A 24,185-nucleotide genomic window follows, 5' to 3' on the forward strand; every position below is an offset into this window, starting at 1 on the left:
TCCGAGCAGCCCGGCGCCGGGGTGCCGGTGGCCGCCCCGCCGGTCGGCTCGGCCAGCGGCGCGCCCGCCGACTTCCCGCGGGCGGTCAAGCGCGGCATGTTCGGTGTCCGCGGCTCCGGTGACACCTCCGGCTTCGGCGGCCTGGTCCGGCGTACGCCGAGTCTCGCGGACACCCCGCGGCCGTTCGGCGGGTACTTCGACGAGGTGCACGACGCGCTGGAGGAGGCGTACCCGGGCTTCTCCGACGCGATCGAGAAGGTCATCGTCGACCGGGGCGAACTCACGCTGCACATCACGGCGGACCGCATCGCCGAGGTCTGCCAGGTGATGCGCGACGACGAGGCGCTGCGCTTCGAGCTGTGCTCGTCGGTCAGCGGCGTGGACTACCTGGGCAGCGACGACCGCCGGTTCCACATCGCCTACCACCTGACCTCGATGACGTACCGGCGCCGGGTGCGCCTGGAGGTGGCCGTGGCCGAGGGGGTGGCGGTCCCGTCCGTCACCGGGGTGTATCCGACGGCCGACTGGCAGGAGCGGGAGACGTACGACATGTTCGGCGTCGTCTTCGCCGGTCACCCCAACCTCACCCGGATCCTCATGCCGGACGACTGGGAGGGCCACCCGCAGCGCAAGGACTACCCGCTCGGCGGCGTGCCCGTCGAGTACAAGGGTGCCGAAATTCCTCCTCCAGACCAGCGGAGGGTCTACCAATGACCACTCATACGACGGGTGAGCAGGCCTACGCGACCGAGCGGGAGACCACCGAAGGTCGCGTCTTCACGGTCACCGGCGGCGACTGGGACACGGTCACCGAAGGCATCGACCCACTCAGCAACGAGAAGATCGTCGTCAACATGGGCCCGCAGCATCCGTCCACCCACGGGGTGCTGCGGCTGGTGCTGGAGCTTGAGGGCGAGACGGTCACGGAGTGCCGCCCGGTCATCGGGTACCTGCACACCGGCATCGAGAAGAACCTGGAGTACCGCAACTGGACCCAGGGGGTCACGTTCGTGACCCGCGCGGACTACCTGTCCAACATGTTCAACGAGGCGGGCTACTGTCTCGCGGTCGAGAAGCTGCTCGGCATCACGGACGAGATCCCCGAGCGGGCCACCACGATCCGCGTGATGTTCATGGAGCTGCAGCGCATCGCCTCGCACCTGGTGTGGATCGCCACCACCGGCATGGAGCTCGGCGCGATCTCGATGATGCTGTACGGCTTCCGGGAGCGCGAATACATCCTCGACATCTTCGAGGAGGCTTCCGGCCTGCGGATGAACAACGCGTACATCCGGCCCGGCGGCCTCTCGCAGGACGTGCCGGAAGCGGCCATCAAGAAGATCCGCGACTTCCTGAAGTACCTGCCGAAGAAGCTCAAGGAGTACGAGAAGCTGCTCTCCGGCCAGCTCATCTGGCACGAGCGTACGCAGGGTGTCGCGGTGCTCGATGTGACCGGCTGTCTCGCCCTGGGCATCACGGGGCCGGTGCTGCGCTCGGCGGGCCTCGCCTGGGACCTGCGCAAGACGACCCCGTACTGCGGGTACGAGAACTACGAGTTCGACGTGCCGACCGCAACCACGGGTGACGTGTGGGGTCGCTACCTCGTGCGGATGGCGGAGATCCGGGAGTCGCTGAAGATCATCGAGCAGACCCTGGACAGGCTGAAGCCGGGCCGGATCATGGTCGAGGACCGCAAGATCGCCTGGCCCGCGCAGCTCGCGCTCGGCGTCGACGGCCTCGGCAACTCGCTCGAACACGTCGCCAAGATCATGGGTCAGTCGATGGAGTCGCTGATCCACCACTTCAAGCTGGTGACCGAGGGCTTCCGCGTCCCGCCGGGGCAGGTGTACGTCGGCATCGAGCATCCGCGCGGCGAGCTCGGCGTGCACGCGGTGTCCGACGGCGGTACCCGCCCGTACCGGGTGCACTACCGCGACCCGAGTTTCGTGAACCTCCAGGCCATCCCCGCGATGGCCGAGGGCGCCCTGCTGGCCGACGTGATCGCCGGCGGCGCCTCCCTCGACCCGGTGATGGGTGGGTGTGACCGCTAAATGTCTGATAGCACGGTGGAGTTCTCCCCGGCCGCCGCGCCACTCGCGGAGAAACTCCTGGTAAAGGCGCGCGAGATCATGGCCCGCTACCCGGCGGGCCGGGAACGGTCCGCGCTGCTGCCGCTGCTGCACCTGGTGCAGTCGGAGGAGGGTTACGTCAGCCCCGCCGGGGTGACGTTCTGCGCCGAGGTGCTGGGCATCAACAAGGCCCAGGTCGGCGCGGTGGCGACCTTCTACACGATGTACAAGCGCCGCCCGACCGGCGAGTTCCTGGTCAGCGTCTGCACCAACACGTTGTGCAACGTGATGGGCGGCCAGGAGGTGTACGACGAACTGGTCGAGCACCTCGGGGTCGGCCACGACGAGACCACCGAGGACGGCCGGGTCACGCTGGAGCATGCGGAGTGCCTCGCGGCCTGCGACTACGCCCCGGTGATGACGGTCAACTACGACTTCTACGACAACGTCACGCCGCAGGGTGCGATCGACCTCGTCGACGGCCTGCGCGGCGGTGAGCGCCCGGCACCGACCCGCGGTGCTCGGCTGTGCACGCTCAAGGAGATGGCCGTCCAGCTCGCCGGGTTCGCCGACCCGCGTGACGGTGCGGTCGCCGACGGCCCCGCCGGGGCGCCCACGCTGCGCGGCGTCACGCTGGCCCAGAAGAACGGCATCGCGGTCCGCAACTTCAACCCGGACACGCCGATCGCCACGACCAAACCCGCCCCGGGTAAGCCGGCCGAAGCGGGCAAGCCGGCCCCGGCTGCCAAGGCCCCCGCACCGGCCAAGGCCGCGGCCGCCGACAAGGCTGCCCCGGCCGCCGACAAGGCTGCGCCGGCCACCGACAAGGCTGCGCCGGCCACCGACAAGGCTGCGCCCGCCGACAAGGTGGAGACCGGCGACAAACCGGCAACGCGCCGAGCGTCCACCTCGAGAACCAGAACCAAGGCCGCCGCCCCTGACGCGCAGGCGGCTGAGGCGGCAGGTGCCGACGCCAACGCGCCGGCCGGCGATGCCAAACCCGCCGGGGACAACCCCGAACCGCAGCAGAGCAATCTGCGCGCGGCCGACAAGCGCACCGGTACCAGCGCTGAGGAGGCAGAGCAGTGACCGAGCCTCGACGCGAAGTCCTGGAGAAGCTCACCCCGGTCCTCACCAAGCGCTGGCTGTCGCCCGACGCCTGGAAGATCGACGTCTACGAGCGCCTGGACGGCTACGCGGCCATGCGCAAGGCGCTCGCGGTGCACCCCGACGACCTGATCCAGCTCATCAAGGACTCCGGGCTGCGCGGTCGCGGCGGCGCGGGCTTCCCCACCGGTCTCAAGTGGGGCTTCATCCCGCAGGGCGACGGCAAGCCGCACTACCTCGTGGTGAACGCGGACGAGGGCGAGCCGGGCACGTGCAAGGACCTGCCGCTGATGACGTACGACCCGCACGCGCTGGTCGAGGGCTGCATCATCGCCTCGTACGCCATCCGGGCCAACCGGGCGTACATCTACATCCGCGGCGAGGCGGTGCACGCGGCCCGGCGGCTGCGCAACGCGGTCCGCGAGGCATACGTGAAGGGCTACCTCGGCAAGAACATCCTGGGCACCGGGTTCGACCTGGATCTCGTGGTGCACTCGGGCGCCGGGGCGTACATCTGCGGCGAGGAGACCGCGCTGCTCGACTCGCTCGAGGGCTTCCGCGGTCAGCCCCGGCTGCGGCCCCCGTTCCCCGCGGTCGCCGGCCTGTACGCCAGCCCCACCGTGGTCAACAACGTGGGCACCATCTCCAGCGTCCCGTACATCGTGCTGGGCGGCGCGGAGTGGTGGAAGAGCATGGGCACGGAGAAGTCGTCCGGCCCGATGATCTACTCGCTGTCGGGCCGGATCGCCAACCCGGGCCAGTACGAGTGCGGCCTGGGCATCACGCTGCGCGAACTGATCGAGCTGGCCGGCGGCATGAAGCCCGGCCACCAGCTCAAGTTCTGGACCCCGGGCGGATCGTCCACCCCGCTGCTGACCGCGGACCACATGGACGTCCCGCTGGACTTCGAGGGGGTCGCGGCGGCCGGGTCCATCCTCGGCACCACGGCCACGCAGATCTTCTCCGATCAGGACTGCCCGGTGTACGCGACGTACCGGTGGCTGGAGTTCTACCACCACGAGTCGTGCGGCAAGTGCACCCCGTGCCGCGAGGGCAACTACTGGATGGTCCGGGTGTACCGCCGGATCCTGGCCGGTCAGGGCACCCACGAGGACCTGGACACGCTGCTGGACACCTGCGACAACGTGCTGGGCCGCGCGTTCTGCGGTCTCGGCGACGGCGCGACCAGCCCGGTGACCTCCTCACTGCAGTACTTCAGGCAGGACTACCTCGACTACATCGAGGGCCGGACGGCTCCGCGGCTGTCCGAGAAGACCCTGGTAGGAGCGCACTGATGACGGACGTTGCCAAGCCGACCGACACCGTCACGCTGACCATCGACGGGGTCGAGGTGACGGCCCCGAAGGGTGAGCTCGTCATCCGGGTCGCCGAGCAGATGGGCATCGAGATCCCCCGGTTCTGCGACCACCCGCTGCTCGCCCCCGCCGGGGCGTGCCGGCAGTGCCTGGTGGAGGTGGAGGGCCAGCGCAAGCCGGTCGCCTCCTGCACCCAGACCGTCGCCGAGGGCATGGTGGTCAAGACCCATCTCACCTCGCCGGTCGCGAAGAAGGCGCAGGCCGGGGTGATGGAGCTGCTGCTCATCAACCACCCGCTGGACTGCCCGACCTGCGACAAGGGCGGCGAGTGCCCGCTGCAGAACCAGGCGCTGTCCACGGGCCGCACGGACTCGCGGTTCAACGAGTCCAAGCGCACCTACGAGAAGCCGGTGCACATCTCCAGCCAGGTGCTGCTGGACCGGGAACGCTGCGTGCTGTGCCAGCGGTGCACCCGGTTCTCCGAGGAGATCGCGGGCGACAAGTTCATCGACCTGATGGACCGCTCCTCCGGTGAGCAGATCAACGTGTACCGCGACGACTTCTTCGGCGGCGGGGACGGCAGCGGCGAGGCGGGCGAGGACTCCGGCGACGTGCCGTTCAACTCGTACTTCTCCGGCAACACCGTGCAGATCTGCCCGGTGGGCGCGCTGACCGGGCAGCAGTACCGGTTCCGGGCCCGGCCGTTCGACCTGGTCTCCACGCCGACGGTGTGCGAGCACTGCTCGGCGGGCTGCGCGATGCGCGCCGACCACCGCCGCGGCAAGGTGCTGCGCCGCCTGGCCGGCGACGACCCGGCGGTGAACGAGGAGTGGAACTGCGACAAGGGCCGGTGGGGTTTCCGGTACGACACCGCGGCCGATCGGATCACCAGTCCGCTCGTGCGCGACGCCGAGACCGGTGAGCTGCGCGAGGCGTCGTGGAGCGAGGCACTGCTCGCCGCGGCCGAGGGCCTGAAGGCCGCCCGCGAGCGCGGTGTCGGCGTGCTCACCGGCGGCCGGCTGACCGTCGAGGACGCGTACGCGTACGCGAAGTTCGCCCGGGTGGCGCTGCGTACCAACGACATCGACTTCCGTGCCCGGCCGATCGGGGCGAACGGCGAGGAGGCCGACTTCCTGGCCGCCTGCGTGGCCGGGGTCAGCGACGTCAGCTACGCCGACGTGGAGAAGGCCCCGTCCGTGGTGATCGTCGGGCTGGAGCCGGAGGAGGAGTGCCCGATCCTCTTCCTGCGACTGCGCAAGACGTACCGCAAGTCCAGGCTCGGTGTGGTCGCGGTGGCGCCGTTCCTCACCCGCGGCTTCGAGAAGATCGGCGCGACCCTTGTCGAGGCGGTCCCCGGAGCCGAGGCGCGGCTGCTGGCCACCGACCCGGCGATCGCTACAGCGCTGAGCGCCCCGGGCGCGCTGCTGTTCGTGGGCGAGCGGCTGGCCGACGTCCCGGGCGGCCTGTCCGCGGCTGCGGCGCTCGCCGCCCGTACCGGGGCGCGGCTGGCCTGGGTGCCGCGGCGCGCGGGCGACCGAGGCGCGGTCGACACGGGCTGCCTGCCCAATCTGCTGCCCGGCGGACGTCCGGTCACCGACGCCGGGGGGCGTGCCGACCTGGCCGCCGCCTGGGACGTACCGGTCGCGACGCTGCCCGCCGCGGTGGGCCGTGACACCGACGCCATCGTGGCCGCCGCGGCGGCCGGCAAGCTCGGTGCCCTGCTGGTCGCGGGCGTGGACCCGGCCGACCTGGCCGACCCGCGGCAGGCCGAGCGGGCCCTGCACGCGGTGCCGTTCCTGGTCAGCCTGGAGTTGCGGCACAGCGCGGTGACCAGCCACGCCGATGTGGTGCTGCCGGTCGCACCGCCGGTCGAGAAGCCCGGCACCTACATGGACTGGGAGGGGCGCCTGCGCACCTTCGGGACCGTGCTGAAGACGACCGCGATGACCGACGGGCGGGTGCTGGAGGCGATCGCCGCGCTGCTGGAGGTCACGCTCGGCACCGGCGACGTCAACGCGATCCGCCGTGAACTGGGCGGCATGCGCGCCAACACGTCGGCGCAGCCGGCCGCCCCGGCCGTGGACCCTGCGGCATCGCGGGAGCCCGGCACGGGCGAGGCCGTGCTGGCCACCTGGCACCAGCTCATCGACGCCGGCCGGCTGCTCGACGGCGACGCCGTCCTGGCCGGGACCGCCCGCCCGCCGGTCGCCCGGATCGGCAAGGGTACGGCCGAAACGCTCGGCGTCGCGGACGGCGACCCGGTGACGGTCGGGACGGACCACGGTGCGATCACGCTGCAGGCGGCGATCACGGACATGCCGGACGGCGTGGTGTGGTTGCCCACGAACTCACCGGGAACCGCGGTCCGACGCAGCCTGGCGGCGACCTCGGGCGCGGTGGTCCGGCTGACCGCCGGGGTGGCGGGCCCGCTGCTCGCCCAGGCCCCGCACGCGTCGGCCGCCGAGAGCAACCTGCTCGCCTCCCCCGAGGTCAGCAAGAAGGGGGTAACGCCGTGATGATCCTCGCCGGGGCGCAGGATCCGACGCTGCAGACGTTCGAGAACGACGTCTGGTGGATCGTGCTCATCAAGCTGCTCGGGGTCTTCGTCGTCCTCCTGCTGCTGACGCTCTTCACGATCAACTACGAACGCAAGGTCGTGGCCCGCATGGCGGTCCGGCCGGGTCCCAACCAGGTCGGTCCCAAGGGCTGGCTGCAGAGCATGTCGGACGGCGTCAAGCTGCCGTTCAAAGAGGAGATCATCCCGATCACCGCGGACAAGGTGGTGTACTTCATCGCCCCGGTGATCTCGGCGACGACCGCGTTCACCGCGTTCTCGGTGATCCCGTTCGGCGGCGTCGTGACGATGTTCGGGCACCGGACCGCGCTGCAGCTCACGGACGTGCCGGTGTCCGTACTGGTGCTGCTGGCCTGCTCCTCGATGAGCGTGTACGGCGTGGTGCTGGCCGGGTGGGCGTCGGGCTCGACGTACCCGCTGCTGGGCGGCCTGCGCTCCAGCGCCCAGATGATCTCGTACGAGGTCGCGATGGGGTTGTCCATCGTGGCGGTGTTCATGACCGCGGGCACGCTGTCCACCTCGCAGATCGTCAAGGCGCAGGCGGGCAACGCCCCGTCCTCGGTCGACATCCTCGGCTGGCACCCGACGCCCCCGAGCTGGTACGCGGTGCTGCTGCTGCCGAGCTTCATCATCTACGCGATCTCCGCGGTCGGTGAGACCAACCGGGCGCCGTTCGACCTGCCCGAGGCCGAGTCCGAGCTGGTCGGCGGCTTCCACACGGAGTACTCGTCGTTCAAGTTCGCGCTGTTCTTCCTCGCCGAGTACATCAACATGATCACCGTTTCGGCGCTGTGCACGACGTTGTTCCTGGGCGGCTGGCGTGCCCCGTGGCCGATCACCGCGTTCTGGTCCGGTGCCAACTCGGGCTACTTCGCGCTGATCTGGTGGGTGGCCAAGGTGCTGATCCTGCTGTTCGGTTTCATCTGGCTGCGGGCCACCCTGCCCCGGCTGCGCTACGACCAGTTCATGCGGTTCGGCTGGAAGGTCCTCATCCCGGTCAACCTGATGTGGATCCTGTTCCTGGCCGCGGTCCGGGTGCTCAACACCGAGGCCACGCCGCGTAACAAGTGGGTGGTCATCGCCGGGATGGTCCTCGGAGTGCTGCTGCTGGCGGTGTTCTGGCCGTCCGGTCGCAAGCGCCCGGTGCAGTCCCTGGAAGAACAGCTCGCCGAGCGCCCGCCGGGCAGCTTCCCCGTACCTCCGATGGACCTGCAGGTGCCGCCCAGCCCGCGCGCCCGCCGCGCGGTGGCCGAACGCGAACCCGCAACCGTCGGTGGCGGCACCACCGAGACGCCCGACGACACGCCAGACGAGGAGGTGTGACGTGGGGACGTTCACGGGCTCTTTCAAGGGCTTCGGGGTGACCTTCGCGCACATGTTCCGCAAGGTCATCACGACCGACTATCCGTTCTCGCCGCCTACCCCGGCACCGCGCTACCACGGCCGGCACATCCTCAACCGCCATCCGGACGGCCTGGAGAAGTGCATCGGCTGCGAGCTGTGTGCGTGGGCCTGCCCGGCGGACGCGATCTATGTCCAGGGCGGCGACAACACCGAGGAGCAGCGCTTCTCACCCGGTGAGCGGTACGCGGCGATCTACCAGATCAACTACACCCGGTGCATCTTCTGCGGCCTGTGCATCGAGGCGTGCCCGACCCGTTCGCTGACCATGAGCAACGAGTACGAGCTGGCCCGCGACTCCCGGCAGGATCTGATCTTCACGAAGGAGCAGTTGCTCGCGCCGCTGCTGCCGGGGATGGAGCAGCCGCCGCACCCGATGCGGCTCGGCGAGACGGACGTGGACTACTACGTCGGTGCACTGACCAACCCGGGCACGTCGGCGGGTGCGGAACGCGCGCCGTGGTCGGAGACCGGTTCGCAGGACGCGGCCACCGCGGTCGATCCGGCGACCCGGCCCGAGACGGCGGGCCCGGCCCGCCGCGACGGCGCGAAGGCCGAGGCGGCCAGCTCCGGCCTGGGTAAGAAGGGCGGGGCCTGATGAGTACGCTCGCGGCTGCGGCCGATCACGTCTCCACCGCCGAGGCCTGGGGCTTCTGGATCATGGGCAGTCTGTCCGTGATCGGCGCCCTGGGCATGGTGCTGGCCCGCAATGCGGTCCACTCCGCACTGTGGCTGGTCGTCACGATGCTGTGTCTGGGCTTCCTGTACGTGGTCAACTCCGCGCCCTTCCTCGGCATGGTGCAGATCATCGTCTACACCGGCGCGATCATGATGCTGTTCCTGTTCGTGCTGATGCTGGTGGGCCGGGACGCCTCCGACTCACTGATCGAGACGCTGCGCGGCCAGAGGGTCGCGGCGGTCCTGCTCGGCATCGGCTTCGCGATCCTGGTGGCCACCGGCCTCGCCCGCTCGCTCGGCGACACGCCGGTCGTGGGCCTGGACGCGGCCAACGCGGGTGGCAACGTGCAGGGCATCGCCCGGCTGCTGTTCACCAACTACGTCTTCGCGTTCGAGATCACCTCCGCGCTGCTCATCACCGCGGCGGTCGGCGCGATGGTCCTGGCTCACGTCGAGCGGGCCAAGGACGAGATCCGCGACCAGGTGACCCGCATGAAGGACCGCTTCCGGCCGGGCAACCACCCGGGGCCGAAGCCTGGCCCCGGCGTGTACGCGAACACGATGTCGGTCGCCGCGCCGGCCCGCCTGCCCGACGGCAACCTGTCGGAGCGCAGCATCTCGCCGATCCTGCCCGTGCGTGAGCTGACTGCGCACGAGGCAGCCCCGAAGGGAACAGAAGAGTGACTCCCGACTACTACCTCGTGCTCGCGGCGATCCTGTTCACCATCGGTGCCACCGGGGTGCTGATCCGCCGCAACGCGATCGTTCTGTTCATGTGCATCGAGCTGATGCTGAACGCCGCGAATCTCGCGCTGATCTCGTTCAGCCGGATCAACGGCACCCTCGACGGGCAGATCATGGCGTTCTTCGTCATGGTCGTCGCGGCGGCCGAGGTGGTGGTCGGCCTGGCCATCATCATGTCGATCTTCCGGACCCGGCGGTCGGCGAGCGTCGACGACGCCAACCTCCTCAAGTACTGAAGGGCCTGCACGTGGAACCAGTGGAGTACGCCCATCCGGTGGGCCCGCTGCACCTGCTCTGGCTGCTGGTAGCCATTCCGCTGGCCAGCGCGGCCATCCTGCTGCTGCTGGGCCGCAAGGCCGACAAGTGGGGGCACTGGCTCGGGGTGCTGGCGGTCGCGGCGAGCTTCGTGCTCGGCCTGATCTTCTTCATCCAGCTCGCCTTCCTGACCAACAAGTCCGCCGAGCAGAGCCTGTGGCAGTTCATCGTGGTGGGCGGGCCGATCGGCGGGCTGAAGGTCGACTTCGGGTTGCTGTTCGACCCCCTGGCCGGGGTATTCGTGCTGCTGATCACCGGCGTCGGCGCCCTGATCCACCTGTATGCGGTCGGGTACATGGCGCACGACGAGGGACGCCGGAAGTTCTTCGGCTACTTCAACCTGTTCGTCGCGGCGATGCTGATGCTGGTCCTCGGCAACAACTACGTGATGCTCTACTTCGGCTGGGAGGGCGTCGGTCTGGCGTCGTACCTGCTGATCTCGTTCTGGTACACCCGGCCGTCCGCGGCGACCGCGGGCAAGAAGGCGTTCCTGATGAACCGGGTCGGCGACGCCGGCCTGGCCATCGGCATCTTCATGATGTTCGCGACGCTGGGCTCCACCCAGTACGCGGACGTGTTCAACGGGGTCAGCAAGCTCAGCTCCACCACGGTCCTGATCATGGGTCTGCTCCTGCTGCTCGGCGCGTGCGGCAAGTCCGGCCAGTTCCCGCTGCAGGCGTGGCTCCCGGACGCGATGGAGGGCCCGACCCCGGTGTCCGCCCTGATCCACGCCGCGACCATGGTCACCGCCGGGGTCTACCTGATCGCCCGCTCCAACGCGATCTTCAGCGCGGACCTCGCCCTGCAGACCGTCGTGGTCAGCGTCGGCGCGCTGACGCTGCTGATCGGCTGCATCATCGGCGCGGCCAAGGACGACATCAAGCGGGTCCTCGCCTGGTCCACGGTCAGCCAGATCGGCTACATGTTCCTCGGCGTCGGCCTGGGCGGCGGCGCGTACGCGCTGGCGATCGTCCACCTGCTGGCGCACGGCTTCTTCAAGGCCAACATGTTCCTCGGCGCCGGGTCGGTCATGCACGGCATGCACGACCAGGTGGACATCAGACGCTTCGGCGACCTGTACAAGTACATGCGCTGGACGTGGCTCACGTTCATGATGGGCTGGCTGGCGATCATCGGCATGTTCCCGTTCTCCGGGTTCTTCTCCAAGGAGCCGATCATCGCGGCGGCGTTCGAGCGCGAGGGCTGGACCGCCTGGCTGTACGGGATGGCCGCGCTGATCGGCGCGGGGCTCACCGCGTTCTACATGACCCGGCTGTTCATCCTCACGTTCCACAGCAACAAGCGGTGGACGGACGACATCAAGGAACCGCACGAGTCGCCGTACATCATGACCGTGCCGCTGATGCTGCTGGCGCTCGGCTCGATCGGCGCGGGCGGGCTGCTGGCCACGTCCATCCCGGACTGGCTGGAGCCGGTGTTCGGCCCGGAGCCGCACGCGGCGGAGCCGGTCATCCCGCACGGGTTGATCACCGCATTGTCGCTGGGCCTGACCGTGGTGGGCGCGGGCATCGCGTACCTGCTGTTCCGCAACGGCACCGCCGAGCAGGAGCAGCCCGCGGGCGTGGTGGTCACCGCGGCCCGGCGGAACCTGTACACGGACGCCTTCAACGAGGCGGTCTTCGAGAAGCCGGGCATCTTCCTCACCCGGGCCCTGGTCTTCTTCGACAACAAGGGCGTCGACGGGGTGGTCAACGGCATCGCGGCGAGCGTCGGCGGGGGCTCCGGCCGGTTGCGCCGGCTGCAGACCGGCTTCGTGCGTTCGTACGCCCTGTCCATGCTCACCGGGGCCGTCGTGGTCGTCGGTGCATTCCTCGTCATCCAGCTGGGGTGGTTCTCGTGACGGACTCCGGATTCCCGTACCTGGGCGTCCTGACGCTGGCCCCGCTGGTGGGCGCGGTGGTGGTGGCGTGCATCCCGCGCAGCAACGCCAAGCTGGCCAAGACCGTGGCGCTGGGCTGGTCGCTCGCGGTGCTCGCGCTCAGCATCGTCATGTACGTGGACTTCCAGGTCGGCGGCGCCCGGTTCCAGTTCCACGAGTCGCACCCGTGGATCCCGACCTGGGACGCCCGGTTCACGTTCGCCGCGGACGGCATCGCGCTGGTCATGCTCATGCTGATCGCGGTGCTCGTGCCGATCGTCATCCTGGCGTCGTGGCACGACGTCGACGAGACGGAACGCTCCGCGTCGGTGTACTTCGCGCTGCTGCTGGCGTTCGAGTTCACCATGATCGGCGTGTTCGCCGCCGCGGACGTCTTCCTGTTCTACGTGTTCTTCGAGGTCATGCTGATCCCGATGTATTTCATCATCGGCTCGTTCGGCGGCGCCCGCCGCCAGTACGCCGCGGTGAAGTTCTTCCTGTACTCGCTGGTCGGCGGCCTGTTCATGCTGGCCGCGGTGATCGGGCTGTGGGTGCTTGGCGGGCACACGTTCGACTTCGTGAAGCTGATGGACGCGGCGTCGGGGCTGGACACCAACACCGCCAGGTGGCTCTTCCTCGGGTTCTTCGTCGCGTTCGCGATCAAGGCGCCGTTCTTCCCGTTCCACACCTGGCTGCCGGACGCCGGTGGCGCCGCCCCGGTCGGCGCGGCGGCCCTGCTGGTCGGCGTGATGGACAAGGTCGGCACGTTCGGGATCCTGCGGTACTGCCTGCCGCTGTTCCCGGAGGCGTCGCGCTGGTTCGCGCCGGCGGCGCTGGTGCTGGCGGTCATCGGCATCATCTATGCGGCGCTGCTCGCGGTCGGCCAGAACGACCTGAAGCGGCTCGTGTCGTACACCTCGATCGCGCACTTCGGCTTCATCGGAATCGGCATCTTCGCGTTCACCACGCAGGGCGGCACCGGCTCGGTGCTGTACATGGTGAACCACGGCCTCGCCACCGGCCTGCTGTTCCTGGTCGCCGGGATGTTCATCGCCCGGCGCGGGTCGGCGCTGGTCAGCGACTTCGGCGGGGCGGGCAAGCTGCTGCCGGTGCTCGCCGGGATCATGTTCTTCGCCGGTCTGGCCTCGCTGGCGCTGCCCGGCACCGCGCCGTTCGTCAGCGAGTTCCTGGTGCTGATCGGCACGTTCACGGTCCACAAGGCGTACGCAGTGATCGCGACGGCCGGCATCATCCTGGCCGCCGCGTACGTGCTGTGGATGATCCAGCGCACCACGCAGGGTGACCTGAACCCGGCGCTGACCGAAGTTCCCGCGATGCAGCGTGACATCACGCTGCGGGAGAAGCTGGTCGTCGCGCCGCTGGTGCTGCTCCTGCTTCTGCTCGGCTTCTACCCGAAGCCGGTCACTGATGTGATCAACCCGGCGATCCAGGCGACCATGCAGGACGTCGGTACGACCGATCCGGCTCCCACGGCGGTCGCGAACGGAAAGGTGGGGCCGTAGCCATGGAGAAACTGCAACTGCCCCCGATCAGTTATGCGGCGCTCGCGCCGATGCTGATCCTGTTCGGGGTGGCGTGCGTGGGGGTTCTGCTGGAGGGGGTGCTGCCCCGGCGCGCCCGGCACGGGGTGCAGCTCTCGCTGGCGCTGCTCGCGTGCGTGGCCGCGTTCGTCATGGTGGTGGTCGAGCGGGGCACCCGCCTCGTCACGATCGGCAAGGCGGTCGCGGTGGACGGCCCGACCCTGTTCCTGCAGGGCGCGATCATCGTGCTCGGCGCGGTGTCGCTGCTGCTCATCGGCGAGCGTACGGTCGAGCCCGGCGGCCCGTTCGTCGCGCAGGCCGCGATCACGGTGGGCTCGCAGAAGGACCTGCAACAGGCCAGCGGGGCACCGGGTGGCACGGAGGTGTATCCGCTGACGCTGTTCGCGCTCGGCGGCATGCTGATGTTCGTGTCGGCGAACGACCTGCTGACGATGTTCGTCGCGCTGGAGGTCTTCTCGCTGCCGCTGTACCTGCTGTGTGCGCTGGCGCGGCGCCGCCGCCTGCTGAGCCAGGAAGCGGCCATGAAGTACTTCCTGCTCGGCTCGTACGCCTCCGCGTTCTTCCTGTTCGGTGTGGCGCTGATCTACGGGTACGCGGGCGGGGTGCGGTTCGAGCAGATCCACGACGCGGTCGCGAACCCGTCCCGCAGCCAGGTGCTGCTGTACGCCGGGCTCGCGCTGCTCGCGATCGGCCTGCTGTTCAAGGCCGCGCTGGCGCCGTTCCACGTGTGGACTCCGGACGTGTACCAGGGTGCGCCGACGCCGATCACCGCGCTCATGGCCGCGTGCACCAAGGTCGCCGCGTTCGGTGGCCTGCTGCGCGTGCTGTACGCCGGGTTCGAGGGGGTCCGCTGGGACTTCCAGCCGGTCCTGGGCACGATCGCGGTGCTGACCATGCTGGTGGGTGCGATCCTCGCGGTCACCCAGACGGACATCAAGCGGCTGCTCGCGTACTCGTCGATCGCCAATGCCGGCTATCTGCTCGTCGGGGTACTCGCGCTCAACCAGGCCGGCGTGTCCAGCACGATGTTCTACCTGGTCGCGTACGGGTTCTCGGTGCTGGCCGCGTTCGCCATCGTCACGCTGGTCCGCGACGCCGACGGCGAGGCTACTCATTTGTCCCGGTGGGCCGGGCTGGGCCGGCGGTCGCCGGTGTTCGCCGGGGTCTTCACGTTCATCCTGCTGGCCTTCGCCGGTATCCCGCTGACCAGCGGTTTCACGAGCAAGTTCGCCGTGTTCGGAGCGGCGGTCCAGGGTGGCCAGACGTGGCTGGTCATCTTCGGCGTGATCACCAGCATGCTGATCGCGTTCCCGTACTTGCGGGTCGTCGTCATGATGTGGCTGTCCGAGCCGGGCGACAGCACCCCGGCGGTGTCGATCCCGGGGTTCCTGACCTCGGCGGCGCTGACCATTGGGGTGATCGCGACGCTGGCGCTCGGTGTGATCCCGGCGCCCCTGCTCGACCTGAGCGACAAGGCGGCCGACTTCGTCCGCTGACCTCCACCGCCCGTGGTGCCTCGTCGGGCGCCACGGGCGGTGTGGCATTTCCACCCGATGGGGTCCTTGCGCGGACACTCCACGTGCGGCGGTCCGCAAATCCAGCCGGGCGAAAAGGACAATTCTTTCGGCGTACGCTGAAATGATCTTGTGTGTTGTACCCCTGGGCCGGATGCCGCCGAGGCATATGGCATCGTGAAAGCGTGGTGAGCACCGGTGAGAGTGTGCTGAACTCGCTCGGCCTCGACATCGACCCCGCGATCGACGCGTCGGTGTCCGCGATGCTGAGCGCTGTGGAGGACGCGCTGCGGCAGAACGTGGCCAGCGCCGACCCGCTGGTGGCCGAGGCTGCGCGGCACCTCATGGATGCCGGGGGCAAGCGTTTCCGGCCGCTGATCGTGGCGCTGGGGGCGCAGTTCGGGGATTTCTCGTCCCCCGACCTGGTGCCGGCGGCGCTGGTGGTGGAGCTCACTCACCTGGCGACGCTGTACCACGACGACGTGATGGACGAGGCCGACGTGCGGCGGGGCGCACCGAGCGCGAACGCCCGCTGGGGCAACTCCGTGGCCATCCTGGTCGGCGACTATCTGTTCGCCCGGGCCGCCGACATTGCGGCCTCCCTGGGGCCCGAGGCGGTGCACCTGCAGGCGCAGACGTTCGCGCGGCTGGTGCACGGCCAGATCGCCGAGACCGTGGGCCCGCGCGGCACCGACCCGATCGCCCACCACCTGCACGTCATTGCGGAGAAGACGGCCTCGCTGATCGCCACCTCGGCCCGCTTCGGCGGGCTGTTCTCCGCGGCCACCCCGGAGCACGTGAACGCCCTGGCCGGGTACGGCGAGACGATCGGGATCGCGTTCCAGCTCTCCGACGACCTGCTCGACATCTCGTCCGAGTCGGTGCAGTCCGGCAAGACCCCTGGCACGGATCTGCGTGAGGGCGTCCCGACGCTCCCGGTGCTGTACGCGCTGGAGAGCGACGACACGGACGCCTCGGCCGTGCGCCTGCGCGAGCTGCTCGCCGCCGGCCCGATCACGGACGACGCCCTGCACGCCGAGGCGCTCGGCCTGCTGCGCGAGTCGGTGGCGCTGAAGCGGGCCCGCGAGACCGTCCGGACGTGCGCCGAGGAGGCGCGCGCCCAGCTCACCCCGCTGCCGGCCGGGCCGGCGCGACGGGCGATGGAGTCGCTGTGCGACTTCATCGCGGACCGTACGAGCTGACGTTCCCTGCGGCTCCGTCCACATTGGTGACGGGCGCCGGGAAATCTTCGCGGCACCGGACGGGTGCCGCGCTGCGCCCTGAACAGGGCAACCATCGATAGATGAACGCCGATGGACGGCACCCGGGTGCAGATCGGCATTTCTGCACGGCTCTCAGGCATTCCGTCCGCGCACGATTCTTCATATGGTGTAAGTCCCCGGCGTCGGAGGTGGCTGTGCGCGACCCCCTGGCGGAGCCCTCGGACCTCATCCGGAGCGTGTCACGCGCGTTGCGCGTACTGGAATCGGTCGGTCGGGCCCCGCGCGGACTCACCGTGAAGCAGATCGCGCGGCGGTGCGAGCTCACCGTCGCGACCACGTACCACCTTGTGCGCACTCTGGCGTACGAGGGCTATGTGATCCGTCGTGAGGACGGCACGTACATCGTGGGCCTGGAGATCGCCGACCGGTACCGGGAGCTGGTCTCCGCGTTCCGCGGGCCGCCCGCGGTCGGTGAGGCGTTGCGACGCGCGGCGGTCGACACCGGATACAGCCACTACCTCGGCCGGTTCGTGGGCGGCCGGATCGCGATCACCGCGTCCGCCGACGGGCCCCGCTCGCCGTTCCTCGACGATGTGGCCCCCGGGTTCGACGACGCCGGGCACGCCACCGCTCTGGGCAAGGCGCTGCTGGCCACGCTCACCCCCGACCAGCGCGCCCGGTACCTGCGCGACTACGGCATGCGACCGTTCACCCCGGCGACGCTCACCACCCCCGAGGCGCTGGAGGCGGACCTCGCCGCGGGGGAGCGGCGCGGCATGCAGCTGGAGATGGGCCAGTTCCGGCAGGGCGTGGCATGCGGCGCGGTGGTCGTGATCGCGGACCGCGACATGGAACGCCGGCTCGTCCTGGCCTGCGCGCTGCCCGCGGCGGAGATGCTGACGTCCGCGCGGGTGATCCGCGCCAAGCTGGCGACCGCCGCCCGTAGCGTCGCCGACGCCCTCTCGGCAGGGGACGCGGCGACGGCCTGACGTGCGGGCCTAAGACTCTGTTGAACCGGCACCACCCCCTCGGCCGTAAGAAAGGTTGGGACGCGAGGGGAGGGCGGCAGGCGTGATGGATCAGGATGCCGAGCTGCTCCGCGTTCTGCAGGACGAACACGGGGATGCGCTGTTCGCGCATGCCGTCCGACTGTCCGGCGGTGACCGGCAACGGGCGGAAGACCTGGTACAGGAAACGCTGCTGCGGGCCTGGCGCTATCCCGAGGCGCTGGACCCGGAGCGGGGTGCGGTGCGGTCATGGCTGTTCACCACCGCGCGCAACCTGGCGATTGACGCCTGGCGGCGCCGGTCGGTGCGGGTGGGCGAGGTGATCACCGACATGATTCCGGAGCCACCGCCCAGTGCCGACGAGGCCGACCGGGCGGTTGAGGCATGGACGGTCGCAGAAGCGATGGCGAGGCTGTCAGCGCAACACCGGGAAGTCCTGGTGGAGTGCTTCTACGGGGGCCGGTCGATCGCGGAGACGGCCGCCCGGCTGGGAGTCCCGCCGGGCACGGTGAAGTCGCGCACGCACTACGCGCTGCGCTCGCTACGGATGGCGCTGGACGAGATGGGGGTGACGGGATGAGGTGCGACCACGAGCACGACGACGGCGCGTACGTCCTGGGTGCCCTCTCCCCGGCCGAGCGGGCCGCGTACGAGCGGCACCTGGCCACCTGCTCGTTCTGCCGGGAAGCCGTCGCGGACATCGCGGTGCTGCCCGGGCTGCTGGGCCGGCTCGACCCGGCGGACCTGGAGCGGCTGCTGCAGCCGGACCTGCCGCCGGCCCGCCCGGCGCGCAACCGCACTCCCGAACTGGTCCAGGCAGCCCAGACGACCCGACGCCGGGAGCGTAAGCGGTTGCGTGCGCGGGTGCTCGGCACGTTCGCGGCCGCCGCATGCCTGGCGCTTGTCGTCGGCGCGGGGCTGGTGTTCTGGATGGACGGGACCGGCCGCAACGACGGGAAACCGCCCGGACCCCTCGTGGCCATGACACCGCTGGCGGCCGAGCTGCCGGTGTCGGCACAGGTGAACCTGTCCGGGACGGCCGGGGGCACGAAGGTCAACCTGGTCTGCTTCTACAGCCGCAAGAGCCCCGACCTGAAGCCGTACACGATCCGGCTCTTGGCGTACGGGCCCGACGACCAGCAGGAACAGATCGGCTCCTGGACCGCCTCGCCCGGCAAGGAGTTCATCATCCCGGCCGTGACGCACTTCGCCGAAGGCGCCTTGTCGCGCCTGGAGCTGGTGCGCGGTGATGGCAGGGCGCTGCTCGCCTACGACGTCCCCTGACAGGCCCCACGCGGGTCCGTCAGCGAGGCGGTAGGGCGGCGGCCGGTTCGGTGGTGGCGGCTACCGGCTCGGCCGCCACCCTGCTCGACCCGTCGTCTTGCCTGGTCCGTCGGCCGTGCTTGGTTCGTCGGCCGTTCTTGGTTCGTCGGCCGTGCTTGGTTCGTCGGCCGTTCTTGGTTCGTCGGTTTGCCCAGTCGTCAGGCCGGGGAGGTTGCTGCTGCGGCGGCTGCTTCCGGGTGTGAGGCCGCCAGGCGGCTCGATGCGCGGGCCCGGCGGATGCCGTCAACCGTGAAAATGACCAGCGCGACCCAGACCAGCCCGAAGCCCGCCAGCCGCGCGGCCGGCATCGGCTCGTGGTAGATCAGGACCCCGCACGCGAGCTGCAGGATGGGCGCCACGTACTGCATCATGCCCATGCCGACCAGCGGGACCCGGTTCGCCGACGCCGCGAACAGCAGCAGCGGCACGGCCGTGGCCACGCCGGACAGGACCGTGAGCGCGGTGTGCGCCGCCGAGACGTGGCCGAACGTGGCGTGGCCTGTCGAGCTCAGCCAGCCCAGGTAGGCCAGAGCGGGCAGCGCCAGGACCGCGGACTCGACGAACAGGCCCTCCGCGGGCGGCAGCGACAACCGCTTCTTGATCAGACTGTACGAGCCGAACGTCGCCGCCAGCGCCAGCGCGATGTACGGCAGCCGGCCGTAGTCGACCGTCAGCACCGCCACCGCGAGCGCGCCGACCCCGACCGCCGCCCACTGCCACCCGCGCAGCCGTTCCCGCTGCACGGTCACGCCCAGCAGGACGACCACCAGCGGCGTGATGAAGTAGCCGAGGGCCGTCTCGACCACCCGCGACGAGTTGACGCCGTAGATGTAGGTCGCCCAGTTCAGGCCGATGAACACCGCCGCCAGGGCCACCCCGGCGAGACGCCGCCGGTCGCGGACGAGGCGGTCGAGGAAGCGCCAGTTGCGCATGCCGACGAGCACCAGGCCGACGAAGAGCACGGACCAGATCACCCGGTGCGCCAGGATCTCCAGCGGGGCCGAGGGCCGCAGGAGTTTGAAGTAGATCGGGAAGAAACCCCAGATGACGTACGCGGTCAGCCCGTACGCGTATCCACGGCGCTCATCGGTCATTCGCCAACAGTAAGCTGCGCTAAGGGGAGCGGTCCTTGCATATGCTGCAGCTCACGGGCGGCCGCGCGAGACGGTCATCGCGGCAGGACGTCGGTGTGTCGCAGATCGCACTCCATCCAGCGGGCGGCATCGACCGGGGTGAAGCCGAGCGGGGCGTACACGCCGTGTGCGTCCCTGGTGGCTAGCAGGAACCGCCGGATGCCGCGCTCGAGGAGGTCGTCGCGCACGGCGCCCACCATCCAGCGGCCGAGGCCGACGCCCCGATGCGCCGGATCGACGTAAACGTCACAGAGGTACGCGAACACCGCGCCGTCGGTCACCACCCGTGCGAAGGCAACCTGCCCGCCCGGGCCTTCATCTGCCAGAGGAACCGCTGATCCGCTGGCGTCCCCGGCGGTCCGTGATCCGGGCGTGCTCGCGTCTCGGGCGGTCCGTGATCCGGGCGTGCTCGCGTCTCGGGCGGTCCGTGATCCGGGCGTGCTCGCGTCTCGGGCGGTCCGTGATCCGGGCGTGCTCGCGTCTCGGGCGGTCCGTGATCCGGGCTCGCCCGCGTAGATGCCGAGCGCCCAGGAGCCGGCGACCGCCGTGGTCATCTGCTCGTACGTCCGGCCCATGGCCCAGTAGGCATCCGTGGACAGCCATCGGTGGACCAGCGGGAGGTCGAGGCGATCGGGATCGTCGGTGAGCAGGTAGCCGTCGCGGCACCGGGTCAGCACGGGTGACGCGTCAGTCGTCGCCGTCGGGGACCAGCATGTTGAGCAGCCAGCTCACGACACCGACCACCACCGCGCCGAGGACGGCGGCGGGCCAGAAGGTGTCGACGTGGAACGGCAGGTTGAGCTGGCCCGCGATCCAGCTCGTCAACAGGAACAGTGCCCCGTTGACGACGAACGCGATCAGGCCGAGGGTCAGCACGTAGAGGCCGCAGCCGAGCAGCTTGATGATCGGCCGCAGGATCGCGTTGATGAGGCCGAAGATCGCGGCGACCGCGAGCAACGTGACGATCTTCGATGGCAGGGAATCCGTGGTCAACCGGATGCCGTCGATGAAGATGGTGGCTATCCACAGCGAAACCGCGGTGATCACCAACCGGATGATGATGCCCATGGGACCGGATGGTGCCATGGGCGCGCCACTGCCAGCTATGACACCCCCGCGATCTTGCGCAGATCGTTGCCGGAAGCCCGCGGATCAGCCCCGGTCGGGAGGGCCGATCAGCTGAGCCTCGATCGGCGTCTGTGCGACTGCCACCCAGCGCACCGCCCGCCGGTTGATGATGCCCACCATGTCGGCGCGGATGCGCGTCAGCAGTGGCGCGGTCTCACCCAACCCGAGCGCGGGCCCGAGGACGGCCGCCTCATCCGGCCGCAGCGGTTGCAGGACGAGCAGGTCGGCGCGGGTCGCCACGTCCACGTCGGCCGGGCCGACCTCGTCGCGGACGACCAGGGTGGCCTGGAACCCGGCGCCCGGGCGGGAGTCTGCCCCGACCGGGCCGACATCGACGACCACGAGCAGGGGATGTAGTGCCGATCCGGGCGGGACCTCGGCGGCGCGACCGGGCGGAATGAGCGCGATCGACTCGCCGGGCACCGCGGCACCCCGGACGAACGGCTCCCAGGACTGCGGCCGGGCGGTCTGCACGATCACCCGCGCGCCCAACGCCATGGCCCGCAGCACCACGAGTTGTGCGCAGCGCACGCCCCCGACCAGGAGGACCCGGGTCTGCTCGGGCCGGAACAATCGGGCCACCACCGGGTCGCCGTACCGGTTCGTGCCCAGCATCAGGCCTGCGACGGCGACCGTGAGCTCCAGGCCGTCCGCGAGCGTGGCCGGATGCCCGACTCCCGTGGGCCGGCTGGTCACGACGGCGTCGCCGCTGCCGGTTCCGGCGCTGCCGACCGACAGGTTTGCGGCCTGGCCGGTTCCGGCGGTGCCGAGTGGCAGGGTTGCACCCCGGCCGTTTGCGGCGCCGCCGAGCGGCAGTGTCGCGCGCGGGCTGTTTCTGGCGCCCCCGAGTGGCAGGGTTGCACCCCGGCCGTTTACGGCGCCGCTGAGCGGCAGTGTCGCGCTCGGGCCGTTGCTGGCACCGCCGAGTGGCAGGGTTGCGGCCAGGCCGTCGAGGTGCTCGCCGTCGAGCCGGCCGGCATCCGCCCCCTCCGCGGTGAGCGCGGCACGCAGCGCCTGGGCCGCGACGCCCAGAGACGCCTGATCCGCGGCGGCCAGGCGGATGGTCAGATCGATCGTGGCCGCACCGTCGAGGGGGCCGCGGGGCCCGGCACCCAACGCCACAGTCGTGGCTGTCGTGGGCAGGGCGAGCAGCCGCGCCACGAGCCGTGGCGCGGTGTCGTGACTCGCCTCGGGCCACGTGTGCACCCGGAACGTGGCCTGGCTCAGCCCGCCGATCTGCAGACCTGACCAGCTCTCCTGGGCGGACCCGGCGCCGTCGTCGTGGGCCAGCTCGGCGACAGTGCGGATGGCGGCCGCCGCGCCGAGTGGGCGGACCGGCACCGGGCTGAGCCGTTTCGGCAGCTTGCGCACCAGCCCGGACAACGCCTGCCGCAGGTCGGTGGGGGACCAGCCGTCGGCGTGCAGCACCCGGACGGCGAGCAGCGCACGGCTGTGCCCGAGCAGGCGCCCTTCGGTGAGCTGACGATACGAATTCGCCGCGGTGCCGCTGCCCGCCCGCATCGTCGGCGCCGGAACGCCGGTGAGCACGAGCTGGATGCGGCAGGGCGGATGCTCCGCGCCCGAGGGCGGCAGCAGGCTGCCCGGCGCCGGCAGCAACGGGAAGTCCTCCGCGAGCAGGCCGCCCGGGTCGCCGAGCTCCAGCACCGCCGTCAACCCGTGGGCATCGACGAGCAGTGCCGCCGGATCGCCGACCAGGTCCATGTGCTCGACGTGGGTCCCGGGCGCCACGAACTCCAGTAGGGCGGTCGGCGCGGCGTCGACTGGTACGGCGTGGCAGCGCCCGGCGAACCGCAGCGCGACGGCCAGCCACTCGAACGCCCATCGGCCGCGCATGCGCAGCCAGCTCGCGGCCAGGAGAAACAGCGCAAGCGCCACGCCGGCCGCCAAGGCGAACGGGCCGTGCGCCGCGCCGATCAGTGCAGCGACCGCGGCGAGCTGGGTGCCGACGAGCTGACCGGGCCGGACCCCGAAGAGAAGGCCGCGGCCTGGCCGGGACTGGCGTTGGAGCGAAGGATCGGGCACCCCGGTCTCGGACGGAAGGTGCCTGTCCGCCAGCGTGGTCACCGCCGCCTCCCCTCGCCGACATGTGGGCTGATGCCGTGCAGGAGGTCACCGGCCCCTGCAGTTCCCGCGCGGCCAATCGTAGGGCTCCTCGGGCATGTGCGCAGGGGGCTGTGGACAGCGGGTCGCGGGAGACGCGGGTTGTCCACAACGCGGCCCGGCTCCACTGTCGACGGACCCGTAAACCCGTTACGGTCATGGCCTCAGACATGCGGCGGCTGCTCGCGTTCGTCCCCACGCAAGGGCGGGAACGGGCTAGCCTGAGAGCTCCGATTCGGGCACCGACGGTCGCCTCGAAACGACCTGTCCACTCTGGAGCGGTGCCGCGGCAACCGAGGCGAGGGAGCGGGGTGACGTCCGGGGTGTCCCAGACGCAGGCAGAGTCCGCGGTGATGGCGACGACCGCCGCGAAGTTCGAGACCGTCAACAGCGGATTGCAGTCCATGTTGCACGTCTTGATGTCCGAGTTGTCCGTTCTTGGTGGCGCCTGGAAGGGCCTGGGTGCCCAGAAGTTCGAGGAGGTCAGGGGCCAGTACGCACGAGACCTCAGCAACCTCAACAGGGCCCTGCTGGAGACGGCGGAGGCGATCCGTACCTCCGGAGTCAGCTACGACGCGTCCGACAGCCAGGCCGCCGCCCGCGTGGCCAAGTCCGGCGGCAGCTACACGCTGCCCCTCTGAGATCGCACGGGAGGACAGGTTTCGATGGACAACGGCTTGCTCCTGGTCAACTTCGGCGCCCTGCAGCAGGCGAGCGCCGACATCCAGAAGGCGCTCAACGAGCTTCAGTCGCAGCTGACGCAGCTTGAAAGCGACGCTCGGCCACTGGTCGCCACCTGGAGCGGCGCGGCCCAGTCCGCGTACGCGGATCGGCAGCACCGATGGCAGCGGGCGTCGCGGGACCTGCAGAACATCCTGCGGGAGATCAAGGTAGCGGTCGACGAGTCGGCCGCCGACTATCAGGACACGGAGCGCAGGGCGCAGCATCGCTTCCAATAGGCGGCCCGGCCGGTGCCGGGCGGGCGGGCCTGGCGCTTGGCGGCTTGCTCACGTAGCGTCGTCACGGCGCTCCCGTGTGCGACGTGAATCGGCGATTCACTTTCGTGCCAGGAACAACGTTCGTGCCGGGT

Annotated in this window: 21 protein-coding genes and 1 pseudogene; 18 read left to right on the forward strand and 4 right to left on the reverse strand. The window is 70.2% G+C overall.

What is annotated here, in order from left to right:
• The first annotated feature begins 21 nt into the window (after positions 1-21).
• The 16 genes from ACMCNK_RS24915 (at position 22) to ACMCNK_RS24990 (ending at position 18,674) form a co-directional block, all read left to right on the forward strand.
• Positions 22-714, forward strand: a complete 693-nt coding sequence (locus tag ACMCNK_RS24915; protein WP_412740976.1) for an NADH-quinone oxidoreductase subunit C — start codon at positions 22-24, stop codon at positions 712-714.
• A complete protein-coding gene (locus ACMCNK_RS24920) occupies positions 711-2,051 on the forward strand; it encodes an NADH-quinone oxidoreductase subunit D (protein WP_412738793.1) in 1,341 nt (446 codons plus the stop codon). Before ACMCNK_RS24915 ends, ACMCNK_RS24920 begins: the two co-directional genes overlap by 4 nt.
• Positions 2,052-3,158, forward strand: coding sequence for an NADH-quinone oxidoreductase subunit NuoE (gene nuoE / locus ACMCNK_RS24925; RefSeq protein ID WP_412738794.1), 1,107 nt, complete (start codon positions 2,052-2,054; stop codon positions 3,156-3,158).
• Positions 3,155-4,471 (forward strand): NADH-quinone oxidoreductase subunit NuoF, encoded by a 1,317-nt coding sequence (gene nuoF, locus ACMCNK_RS24930; protein ID WP_412738795.1) that lies wholly within the window; start codon positions 3,155-3,157, stop codon positions 4,469-4,471. The genes nuoE and nuoF overlap by 4 nt, the downstream gene beginning before the upstream one ends.
• Positions 4,471-7,008: an NADH-quinone oxidoreductase subunit G gene (locus tag ACMCNK_RS24935; RefSeq protein WP_412738796.1), complete on the forward strand. Its 2,538-nt coding sequence runs from the start codon at positions 4,471-4,473 to the stop codon at positions 7,006-7,008. Before nuoF ends, ACMCNK_RS24935 begins: the two co-directional genes overlap by 1 nt.
• The gene (gene nuoH, locus ACMCNK_RS24940) at positions 7,008-8,390 is read left to right on the forward strand and encodes an NADH-quinone oxidoreductase subunit NuoH (protein WP_412740977.1); all 1,383 of its coding nucleotides are present in this window, start codon (positions 7,008-7,010) and stop codon (positions 8,388-8,390) included. The genes ACMCNK_RS24935 and nuoH overlap by 1 nt, the downstream gene beginning before the upstream one ends.
• Position 8,391: 1 nt before the next feature.
• On the forward strand, positions 8,392-9,066 hold the full coding sequence (gene nuoI / locus ACMCNK_RS24945; RefSeq protein WP_412738797.1) for an NADH-quinone oxidoreductase subunit NuoI: 675 nt from the start codon (positions 8,392-8,394) through the stop codon (positions 9,064-9,066).
• Positions 9,066-9,830, forward strand: coding sequence for an NADH-quinone oxidoreductase subunit J (locus ACMCNK_RS24950; protein WP_412738798.1), 765 nt, complete (start codon positions 9,066-9,068; stop codon positions 9,828-9,830). The genes nuoI and ACMCNK_RS24950 overlap by 1 nt, the downstream gene beginning before the upstream one ends.
• Entirely contained in the window at positions 9,827-10,126 is a 300-nt protein-coding gene (gene nuoK, locus ACMCNK_RS24955) for an NADH-quinone oxidoreductase subunit NuoK (protein WP_412738799.1), read from the forward strand. The genes ACMCNK_RS24950 and nuoK overlap by 4 nt, the downstream gene beginning before the upstream one ends.
• Before the next feature lie 20 nt (positions 10,127-10,146).
• A complete protein-coding gene (nuoL, locus tag ACMCNK_RS24960) occupies positions 10,147-12,066 on the forward strand; it encodes an NADH-quinone oxidoreductase subunit L (RefSeq protein ID WP_412740978.1) in 1,920 nt (639 codons plus the stop codon).
• On the forward strand, positions 12,063-13,607 hold the full coding sequence (locus tag ACMCNK_RS24965) for an NADH-quinone oxidoreductase subunit M (protein WP_412738800.1): 1,545 nt from the start codon (positions 12,063-12,065) through the stop codon (positions 13,605-13,607). Before nuoL ends, ACMCNK_RS24965 begins: the two co-directional genes overlap by 4 nt.
• A gap of 2 nt (positions 13,608-13,609) precedes the next feature.
• Positions 13,610-15,142 carry an NADH-quinone oxidoreductase subunit NuoN gene (gene nuoN / locus ACMCNK_RS24970; protein WP_412738801.1) on the forward strand — a complete coding sequence of 511 codons (1,533 nt, stop codon included), beginning with the start codon at positions 13,610-13,612 and terminating at the stop codon, positions 15,140-15,142.
• Positions 15,143-15,366: 224 nt separating this feature from the next.
• Complete coding sequence (locus ACMCNK_RS24975) at positions 15,367-16,362, forward strand: polyprenyl synthetase family protein (protein WP_412740979.1); 996 nt, start codon at positions 15,367-15,369, stop codon at positions 16,360-16,362.
• A gap of 215 nt (positions 16,363-16,577) precedes the next feature.
• Positions 16,578-17,372: an IclR family transcriptional regulator gene (locus ACMCNK_RS24980; protein ID WP_412738802.1), complete on the forward strand. Its 795-nt coding sequence runs from the start codon at positions 16,578-16,580 to the stop codon at positions 17,370-17,372.
• Between the two features lie 103 nt (positions 17,373-17,475).
• Positions 17,476-17,970 (forward strand): sigma-70 family RNA polymerase sigma factor, encoded by a 495-nt coding sequence (locus ACMCNK_RS24985; RefSeq protein ID WP_412740980.1) that lies wholly within the window; start codon positions 17,476-17,478, stop codon positions 17,968-17,970.
• On the forward strand, positions 17,967-18,674 hold the full coding sequence (locus ACMCNK_RS24990; RefSeq protein ID WP_412738803.1) for an anti-sigma factor family protein: 708 nt from the start codon (positions 17,967-17,969) through the stop codon (positions 18,672-18,674). The genes ACMCNK_RS24985 and ACMCNK_RS24990 overlap by 4 nt, the downstream gene beginning before the upstream one ends.
• Positions 18,675-18,871: 197 nt before the next feature.
• On the opposite strand, the gene rarD is transcribed toward ACMCNK_RS24990, so the two are convergent.
• The 4 genes and pseudogenes from rarD to ACMCNK_RS25010 form a co-directional block, all read right to left on the reverse strand.
• Complete coding sequence (gene rarD / locus ACMCNK_RS24995; protein WP_412738804.1) at positions 18,872-19,807, reverse strand: EamA family transporter RarD; 936 nt, start codon at positions 19,805-19,807, stop codon at positions 18,872-18,874.
• A 74-nt stretch (positions 19,808-19,881) separates the two neighbouring features.
• A pseudogene (locus ACMCNK_RS25000) lies at positions 19,882-20,160 on the reverse strand (GNAT family N-acetyltransferase); the annotation flags it as partial.
• Positions 20,161-20,533: 373 nt separating this feature from the next.
• Entirely contained in the window at positions 20,534-20,914 is a 381-nt protein-coding gene (locus ACMCNK_RS25005; RefSeq protein ID WP_412738805.1) for a phage holin family protein, read from the reverse strand.
• A gap of 84 nt (positions 20,915-20,998) precedes the next feature.
• A complete protein-coding gene (locus tag ACMCNK_RS25010) occupies positions 20,999-23,059 on the reverse strand; it encodes a type VII secretion protein EccE (protein WP_412738806.1) in 2,061 nt (686 codons plus the stop codon).
• 347 nt (positions 23,060-23,406) lie between these two features.
• Between ACMCNK_RS25010 and ACMCNK_RS25015 the strand changes: the two genes are divergently transcribed.
• The gene (locus tag ACMCNK_RS25015; protein ID WP_412738807.1) at positions 23,407-23,736 is read left to right on the forward strand and encodes a WXG100 family type VII secretion target; all 330 of its coding nucleotides are present in this window, start codon (positions 23,407-23,409) and stop codon (positions 23,734-23,736) included.
• A 24-nt stretch (positions 23,737-23,760) separates the two neighbouring features.
• Positions 23,761-24,054, forward strand: coding sequence for a WXG100 family type VII secretion target (locus tag ACMCNK_RS25020; protein WP_412738808.1), 294 nt, complete (start codon positions 23,761-23,763; stop codon positions 24,052-24,054).
• The last annotated feature ends 131 nt before the right edge of the window (positions 24,055-24,185 follow it).

The organism is Krasilnikovia sp. MM14-A1259, assembly GCF_047159535.1.
Classification (GTDB): Bacteria; Actinomycetota; Actinomycetes; order Mycobacteriales; family Micromonosporaceae; genus Actinoplanes.